The sequence below is a fragment of the Microbacterium sp. Cr-K20 genome, from assembly GCF_000708325.1.
GTDB lineage: Bacteria > Actinomycetota > Actinomycetes > Actinomycetales > Microbacteriaceae > Microbacterium.
This window is the reverse complement of sequence record NZ_JARE01000078.1, coordinates 48,979-57,676: the sequence shown is the minus strand read 5'-3', so window position 1 is coordinate 57,676 and position 8,698 is coordinate 48,979. Positions and strand designations below refer to the sequence as shown.

Sequence of the window (8,698 nt, the reverse complement as noted above, 5' to 3'; positions counted from 1 at the left end):
AACGCAAAATGGCCACCCATCGATGGGTGGCCATTTTGTCTAAAAGGAGTCCGGCGGTGTCCTACTCTCCCACAGGGTCCCCCCTGCAGTACCATCGGCGCTGTGAGGCTTAGCTTCCGGGTTCGGAATGTAACCGGGCGTTTCCCTCACGCTATGGCCGCCGAAACACTATTGATGTTTCAATCAAACACATAACAAAGTCATTGTTGTTATGCGGTTCTCGACCGTACATCGAGAACCACTCAGTGGACGCGTAGCACCAACAAACGGTGTGTTATCAAGTCATCGGCTTATTAGTACCAGTCAGCTGCATGCATTACTGCACTTCCACATCTGGCCTATCAACCCAGTAGTCTGGCTGGGAGCCTCTCACCCGAAGGTATGGAAATCTCATCTTGAGGCCGGCTTCCCGCTTAGATGCTTTCAGCGGTTATCCATCCCGAACGTAGCTAATCAGCGGTGCTCCTGGCGGAACAACTGACACACCAGAGGTTCGTCCAACCCGGTCCTCTCGTACTAGGGTCAGATCCTCTCAAATTTCCTACGCGCGCAGCGGATAGGGACCGAACTGTCTCACGACGTTCTAAACCCAGCTCGCGTACCGCTTTAATGGGCGAACAGCCCAACCCTTGGGACCTACTCCAGCCCCAGGATGCGACGAGCCGACATCGAGGTGCCAAACCATGCCGTCGATATGGACTCTTGGGCAAGATCAGCCTGTTATCCCCGAGGTACCTTTTATCCGTTGAGCGACAGCGCTTCCACAAGCCACTGCCGGATCACTAGTCCCGACTTTCGTCCCTGCTCGACCTGTCAGTCTCACAGTCAAGCTCCCTTGTGCACTTACACTCGACACCTGATTGCCAACCAGGTTGAGGGAACCTTTGGGCGCCTCCGTTACTTTTTGGGAGGCAACCGCCCCAGTTAAACTACCCACCAGGCACTGTCCCTGAACCGGATTACGGTTCGAAGTTAGATATCCAGAGTGACCAGAGTGGTATTTCAACAATGACTCCACACGAACTAGCGTCCATGCTTCAAAGTCTCCCACCTATCCTACACAAGCCACACCGAACACCAATACCAAGCTGTAGTAAAGGTCACGGGGTCTTTCCGTCCTGCTGCGCGTAACGAGCATCTTTACTCGTAATGCAATTTCGCCGAGTTCGCGGTTGAGACAGTTGGGAAGTCGTTACGCCATTCGTGCAGGTCGGAACTTACCCGACAAGGAATTTCGCTACCTTAGGATGGTTATAGTTACCACCGCCGTTTACTGGGGCTTAAATTCTCAGCTTCGCCTTACGGCTAACCGGTCCTCTTAACCTTCCAGCACCGGGCAGGCGTCAGTCCGTATACATCGTCTTGCGACTTGGCACGGACCTGTGTTTTTAGTAAACAGTCGCTACCCACTAGTCTCTGCGGCCTCCAAACGCTTTCGGGAGTAAATCCCTATACGCCGAAGGCCCCCCTTCTCCCGAAGTTACGGGGGCATTTTGCCGAGTTCCTTAACCACGATTCTCTCGATCTCCTTGGTATTCTCTACCTGACCACCTGAGTCGGTTTGGGGTACGGGCGGCTAGAACCTCGCGTCGATGCTTTTCTTGGCAGCATAGGATCACCCACTTTTTATCCGCATCGTGTCTCAGCCTTAATGAATCGCGGATTTGCCTACGACTCGGCCTACGCACTTGCACCAGGACAACCATCGCCTGGCTTGGGCTACCTTCCTGCGTCACACCTGTTAATACGCTAACCGCACCAGAATGGGGTCGTGCGCTAGGCCCAGAGCGTCACCCCGAAGGGATCAGTCACTGGGATTCAGACACTTAGCACTACTGGATTAGCTTGGGCGGTTCTTCGCCGGTACGGGAATATCAACCCGTTGTCCATCGACTACGCCTGTCGGCCTCGCCTTAGGTCCCGACTTACCCAGGGAAGATTAGCTTGACCCTGGAACCCTTGGTCTTTCGGAGGACGTGTTTCTCACACGTCATTCGCTACTCATGCCTGCATTCTCACTCGTGTAGCCTCCACGGCTGGTTCACACCGCCGCTTCGCTGGCCACACGACGCTCTCCTACCCATCAACACGGCTGGACCACGAAGGCCTACCAATAATGTCAATGCCACAACTTCGGTGGCGTGCTTGAGCCCCGTTACATTGTCGGCGCGGAATCACTTGACCAGTGAGCTATTACGCACTCTTTCAAGGGTGGCTGCTTCTAAGCCAACCTCCTGGTTGTCAAGGCAACTCCACATCCTTTCCCACTTAGCACGCGCTTTGGGACCTTAGTTGGTGGTCTGGGTTGTTTCCCTCTCGACTATGAAGCTTATCCCCCACAGTCTCACTGCTGCGCTCTCACTTACCGGCATTCGGAGTTTGGCTGACGTCAGTAACCTTGTAGGGCCCATCGGCCATCCAGTAGCTCTACCTCCGGCAAGAAACACGCAACGCTGCACCTAAATGCATTTCGGAGAGAACCAGCTATCACGAAGTTTGATTGGCCTTTCACCCCTATCCACAGCTCATCCCCTCAGTTTTCAACCTAAGTGGGTTCGGTCCTCCACGACGTCTTACCGTCGCTTCAACCTGGCCATGGATAGATCACTTCGCTTCGGGTCTAGGACATGCGACTGAATCGCCCTATTCAGACTCGCTTTCGCTACGGCTACCCCACACGGGTTAACCTCGCCACATATCGCTAACTCGCAGGCTCATTCTTCAAAAGGCACGCTGTCACCCCTACTAAGGAGGCTCCAACGGTTTGTAAGCAAACGGTTTCAGGTACTATTTCACTCCCCTCCCGGGGTACTTTTCACCTTTCCCTCACGGTACTTGTCCGCTATCGGTCATCTGGGAGTATTTAGGCTTATCAGGTGGTCCTGACAGATTCACACGGGATTTCACGGGCCCCGTGCTACTTGGGATACTCTTCGCGCCAAGAGAGGCATTTCGACTACGGGGTTGGCACCCTCTATGACCGGCCTTTCAAGACCGTTCGTCTATACCTTCTTGTAACGCCGCCACCTCGGCAGAGATGACTGAAAAGTCCCACAACCCCCAACGTGCAACACCTGCCGGCTATCACACACGCTAGGTTTAGCCTGTTCCGGTTTCGCTCGCCACTACTAACGGAATCGCGGTTGCTTTCTCTTCCTGTGGGTACTGAGATGTTTCACTTCCCCACGTTCCCTCTACCCGCCCTATATATTCAGGCGGGAGTCACTAGGTCGGCACGCCGCCCAGCGGGGTTTCCCCATTCGGACACCCTCGGATCAAAACTTGCTTATCAGTTCCCCGAGGCTTATCGCAGATTGCTACGTCCTTCTTCGGCTCCAGATGCCAAGGCATCCACCGTTTGCTCTTAAAGACTTGAAATCACATGAGTTTGAATCAAAAACTCGACCCCACCCGAAGATGGAATCTGAAATTGACTAATGATCTTTAAGATCATCTTGTGCAACTGACCGAAGCCAGCTGCAAGATGCTCGCGTCCACTGTGTAGTTCTCAAAGTACGGGCGGTGCCCCCATCCACAACCCCACAAAAGGGGAAACAGAAAGAGGCCCAGAGTAACCGACTGTGCACTCGACCCAAAGGCCAGTGCGCATCCGGTCCCTCAGGACCCAACAGCGTGCAGGTGCGACATCCGCCACCCTCCCCGTTCCCACCAGATCCGAAGACCCGACGTACTAAAGAAGAACAACATCCTTCACACCATGTCAAATGTTCCACCCATGAGCTCCCAGCGAAGAACGTATGCCTTCGATCTGGGTTCTGGACACCCGGAGGTGTCAGATGCTCCTTAGAAAGGAGGTGATCCAGCCGCACCTTCCGGTACGGCTACCTTGTTACGACTTAGTCCTAATTACCGATCCCACCTTCGACGGCTCCCTCCAAAAAGGTTAGGCCACCGGCTTCAGGTGTTACCGACTTTCATGACTTGACGGGCGGTGTGTACAAGACCCGGGAACGTATTCACCGCAGCGTTGCTGATCTGCGATTACTAGCGACTCCGACTTCATGAGGTCGAGTTGCAGACCTCAATCCGAACTGGGACCGGCTTTTTGGGATTCGCTCCACCTCGCGGTATTGCAGCCCTTTGTACCGGCCATTGTAGCATGCGTGAAGCCCAAGACATAAGGGGCATGATGATTTGACGTCATCCCCACCTTCCTCCGAGTTGACCCCGGCAGTATCCCATGAGTTCCCACCATTACGTGCTGGCAACATAGAACGAGGGTTGCGCTCGTTGCGGGACTTAACCCAACATCTCACGACACGAGCTGACGACAACCATGCACCACCTGTTTACGAGTGTCCAAAGAGTTGACCATTTCTGGCCCGTTCTCGTATATGTCAAGCCTTGGTAAGGTTCTTCGCGTTGCATCGAATTAATCCGCATGCTCCGCCGCTTGTGCGGGTCCCCGTCAATTCCTTTGAGTTTTAGCCTTGCGGCCGTACTCCCCAGGCGGGGAACTTAATGCGTTAGCTGCGTCACGGAATCCGTGGAATGGACCCCACAACTAGTTCCCAACGTTTACGGGGTGGACTACCAGGGTATCTAAGCCTGTTTGCTCCCCACCCTTTCGCTCCTCAGCGTCAGTTACGGCCCAGAGATCTGCCTTCGCCATCGGTGTTCCTCCTGATATCTGCGCATTCCACCGCTACACCAGGAATTCCAATCTCCCCTACCGCACTCTAGTCTGCCCGTACCCACTGCAGGCCGGAGGTTGAGCCTCCGGATTTCACAGCAGACGCGACAAACCGCCTACGAGCTCTTTACGCCCAATAATTCCGGATAACGCTTGCGCCCTACGTATTACCGCGGCTGCTGGCACGTAGTTAGCCGGCGCTTTTTCTGCAGGTACCGTCACTTTCGCTTCTTCCCTGCTAAAAGAGGTTTACAACCCGAAGGCCGTCGTCCCTCACGCGGCGTTGCTGCATCAGGCTTGCGCCCATTGTGCAATATTCCCCACTGCTGCCTCCCGTAGGAGTCTGGGCCGTGTCTCAGTCCCAGTGTGGCCGGTCACCCTCTCAGGCCGGCTACCCGTCGACGCCTTGGTGAGCCATTACCTCACCAACAAGCTGATAGGCCGCGAGCCCATCCCCAACCGAAATTCTTTCCAGACGCAGACCATGCGGTCACGTCACATATCCAGTATTAGACGCCGTTTCCAGCGCTTATCCCAGAGTCAGGGGCAGGTTGCTCACGTGTTACTCACCCGTTCGCCACTGATCCCACAGAGCAAGCTCCGTGTTCACCGTTCGACTTGCATGTGTTAAGCACGCCGCCAGCGTTCATCCTGAGCCAGGATCAAACTCTCCGTAAAAAAGAAATGCATACGACACCGGGAAAACGATGACGCAGCGAGTTTGATGCTGACCAAAGAGACAAATTCATTGCTGACTTCATCCATTGCCAACCCCCCGAAAGGAGTTGGTCTTTGATCCAAAGGAATTCTCACCCCCACCGAAGTGGAGACGAGGATAATTTGGCATTTGACAAGTGCACGCTGTTGAGTTCTCAAGGATCGGATGCTCCCACGACCCAGCCATCACAGCCAGGCCCGCAGGGCAACTTCTCTATCTTACCGATCTCGTTTCCGTTGTCAAGTCCGAGTTTCTTCGGCCTGACCGTGGGAACGGACCAGCACCTTCATCCTCTTCACTCAGTGAGTGTTTCAGATTCGGGAGGTGTTCGATGCTTGACGGGAGCCGGTCCGAGGACCTCCGCTCAACCGTTTGGGGCGAACAAGTAATAAGTTACGCGGATCCCGGGGATCGGGCAAATCAGGGCTGACCGCCGGGCGTGTCGCCCGAGAACCCGCGTCACGGAGCCGTCCTCGATGGACGGCGAGAGCACACCCTCGATCGCCCGTACGGCCGCGACGTCACGGCGCGGGTGCATTCGGCAGAGAGAGGGACCGGCGTTGCCGCGCACTCTCCCCCGTCGCGGTCCGACCGTCGACTCGAGCAAGCACATGAAGTGAAGACGGCGGGGGAAGGCAAAGAGCGCCGGAGGAAAGAAGAAAGCCCCCGGTTCTCACCGGGGGCTTTCGTGTTCTGTGGACCTAAGGGGATTCGAACCCCTGACCTCCTCGATGCGAACGAGGCGCGCTACCAACTGCGCCATAGGCCCGTGAACGAGATCTACGCTATCACGACGAAAGCGTTGCTCGCGTCTGCCACGATCACCCCGCGGCGCGACGCGAGAGCAACTCCCGCACGTGCGCCTCGATCTCCGCATCGTCGACGAAGCCCATCTTCGCGTAGGGCGACGACGCGGCAGGAAGCTGCACCGGTGCTGCCGGCGCCATCTGCTCGGCGCGCTCACGCAGCGCGGTGACTCTGGCTGCCGTGCGGCGTTGCTCCTGCGCCTCGATCTGGGCCTGCGCAGCCTGCGCACGCGATCCCGACACGGACGCCAGCGGCTCTGGGAGCGGACGCGGTGTCCACGTCGCCGGGCCCTGGTCGTGCAGCACGGGTGCGACACGTTCCTTGACGGGTGGCGCCACCTCATGCGTGGCGCGCGCCGCGCGGTTCGCGACCGCCGCCATCCTCTGGAGCGCGATGCCGGCGGGCAGGATCATCGACCCGCCGAGCCACAGCAGCACCGAGGCCCCGACGTCCACGAGCTGCCAGATGCCGAATGCGACCACGGCGAGACCGAGCAGGAGGGAGATCGTCGCGACCATGCGCACCCGGCGGCGGGCGCGAGCGCGACGGATCACCGGGTCGGCCCTGGTCGCTGCGAGTTCCTCGCGAAGAGACTCGAGCTCGGCGGCCTCGCGTTCCGACTGCACCCGCTTGGCGAGCTTCTGCTGTGCCAGCGCCGTACGGGCGTTCAGCTCGACGTGCACCTCGGCCGGAGTCTCACTCGTCTCGGCGAGGATGCGGAGCGCCTGGTTCAGTCGAACGGCGTTGCGTTCCGCGGCGTTGTATTGGAAGCGGCCTCTCCACGAAGGGAGCAGGTAGAGCATCCAGAGGAGCACGGCGACGAGCACGATCACTCCCCCGCTCAGCACCGGCCCGTCCATATCGACAACGGTACGGGTTCAGCGGTGACAGAGCCGTACAGAAGGGCGCGTGTCGCGGCGAGTCCGTCAGGATCGCCCGGCGAGCACCGGCTCAGAGGGGGATTCGGTCGGACGGCGGTACCGTCGCGGCGTCAGGCGGCACCTGACCGCTGAGCCAGCGTGCGAGCACACCCTGAGGGACGTCTTCGCGGGTCAGCGCGAACGCGTAGTGATCACGCCAGTCGCCGTCGATATGGATGTAGCGGCGGCGCAGACCCTCGTAGCGGAATCCGAGCTTCTGAACGATTCGAAGGCTCGCAGCGTTCTCCGGTCGGATGCAGATCTCCATCCGGTGCAGCCCGTACTCCGTGAAGCAGGCATCGGTGGCCAGCGCCACTGCGGTGGGGGTGATGCCCCGGCCCGCGAAACGCTCGCTCACCCAGTACCCGATGGTCGCCGAGCAGAGGGAGCCGCGCGAGACGCCCCACACATTGAGCTGCCCGGCGACCTCGCCGTCGTACTCCATGACGAACGGATAGCCCGATCCGTCACGGTACTGCTGAAGCAGACGACGGATGCTGAGCCTCATGTCGAACGAGACGGAGCCGTACGGGACGGTCGCTTCCCAGGGCTGGAGCCACGATCGGTTCGCGAGCAGCTCATGCTGCAGCGGGCGGGCATCCTTCGCCCGCACGAGTCGCAGCTCGATCGGTCCGTGTCGCATTCCCGTCGCCAGTTCCATGCCGCACCGACCTCCGCTGGATCGCCTAGAGGCGTTCCGCGAACTCCTTGAGCCAGGGCCGCAGCTCGGGGCCGAGGTCCTCCCGATCCGAGGCGAGCTGAACGATGGCCTTGATGTAGTCGACGCGGTCGCCCGTATCGTAACGGCGTCCTCCGAAGATGACACCGACGACGCCGGGTCCGTCGGGATCCGTCGCGAGTTCCTGCAGCGCATCCGTGAGCTGGATCTCGCCGCCCTTGCCCGGCTCGGTGCGCTCGAGGATCTCGAAAACCGACGCGGGAAGAACGTATCGACCGATGATGGCGAGGTTGGACGGAGCGTCTTCCTGCGCAGGCTTCTCGACGAGACCGGTGACCCGAACGGCAGCTTGGCCCTCGATCGGCTCGACCGCCGCGGCGCCATACATGTGGATGTTGGCCGGGTCGACCTCCATCAGCGCGATCACCGCGGCGCCGGAGCGCTCGTGCTCGGCGATCATGTCGGTGAGGAGCGGATCGCGCTCGTCGATGAGATCGTCGCCGAGCAGCACCGCGAACGAACTGTCGCCGACGTGGGTACGTGCACGCAGGACCGCGTGTCCGAGACCCTTCGGCTCGCCCTGCCGGACGAAGTGGATGTCGGCGAGGTCGCTCGACTTCATCACTCGCTCGAGTCGCCCCGTGTCGCCCTTCTCCATGAGCCTCACCTCGAGCTCGGGCACCGAGTCGAAGTGGTTGGAGATCGCGTTCTTGTTGCGGCCGATGATGACGAGGATGTCGTCGATCCCGGCGTCCGCAGCCTCTTCGACGACGTACTGGATCGCCGGCTTGTCGACGACGGGCAGCATCTCTTTCGGCATCGCCTTCGTCGCGGGAAGGAATCGAGTCCCCAGTCCTGCCGCGGGAATGACGGCTTTGATCTTGTGGTCAGCCATCCTCCCAGCCTAGCGGTGAGCGTCG

The 8,698-nt window shown here is 58.9% G+C and carries 3 protein-coding genes, 1 tRNA gene and 3 rRNA genes; all 7 read right to left on the bottom strand.

Going from position 1 to position 8,698, the window contains the following annotated elements:
• Nucleotides 1-48 precede the first annotated feature (48 nt).
• Nucleotides 49-165: ribosomal RNA gene (gene rrf, locus GZ67_RS0118390) — 5S ribosomal RNA — on the bottom strand.
• A 108-nt stretch (nucleotides 166-273) separates the two neighbouring features.
• Nucleotides 274-3,378 (bottom strand): 23S ribosomal RNA (locus GZ67_RS0118385).
• 430 nt (nucleotides 3,379-3,808) lie between these two features.
• Nucleotides 3,809-5,332 (bottom strand): 16S ribosomal RNA (locus GZ67_RS0118380).
• Together the 16S, 23S and 5S rRNA genes form the textbook arrangement of a ribosomal RNA operon.
• A 736-nt stretch (nucleotides 5,333-6,068) precedes the next feature.
• Nucleotides 6,069-6,141, bottom strand: a tRNA-Ala gene (locus tag GZ67_RS0118375).
• 52 nt (nucleotides 6,142-6,193) lie between these two features.
• Nucleotides 6,194-7,039, bottom strand: a complete 846-nt coding sequence (locus tag GZ67_RS0118370) for a hypothetical protein (protein ID WP_029262710.1) — start codon at nucleotides 7,037-7,039, stop codon at nucleotides 6,194-6,196.
• A 91-nt stretch (nucleotides 7,040-7,130) separates the two neighbouring features.
• Complete coding sequence (locus GZ67_RS0118365) at nucleotides 7,131-7,742, bottom strand: GNAT family N-acetyltransferase (protein ID WP_036303703.1); 612 nt, start codon at nucleotides 7,740-7,742, stop codon at nucleotides 7,131-7,133.
• 43 nt (nucleotides 7,743-7,785) lie between these two features.
• Complete coding sequence (gene galU, locus GZ67_RS0118360; protein ID WP_029262712.1) at nucleotides 7,786-8,673, bottom strand: UTP--glucose-1-phosphate uridylyltransferase GalU; 888 nt, start codon at nucleotides 8,671-8,673, stop codon at nucleotides 7,786-7,788.
• Nucleotides 8,674-8,698: the final 25 nt, after the last annotated feature.

Excerpts from the sequence above, each read along its gene's own strand:
- GZ67_RS0118365 (WP_036303703.1), bottom strand. The coding sequence starts at position 7,742 with ATGCGACACGGACCGATCGAGCTGCGACTCGTGCGGGCGAAGGATGCC.
- galU (WP_029262712.1), bottom strand. The coding sequence starts at position 8,673 with ATGGCTGACCACAAGATCAAAGCCGTCATTCCCGCGGCAGGACTGGGG.
- GZ67_RS0118370 (WP_029262710.1), bottom strand. The coding sequence starts at position 7,039 with ATGGACGGGCCGGTGCTGAGCGGGGGAGTGATCGTGCTCGTCGCCGTG.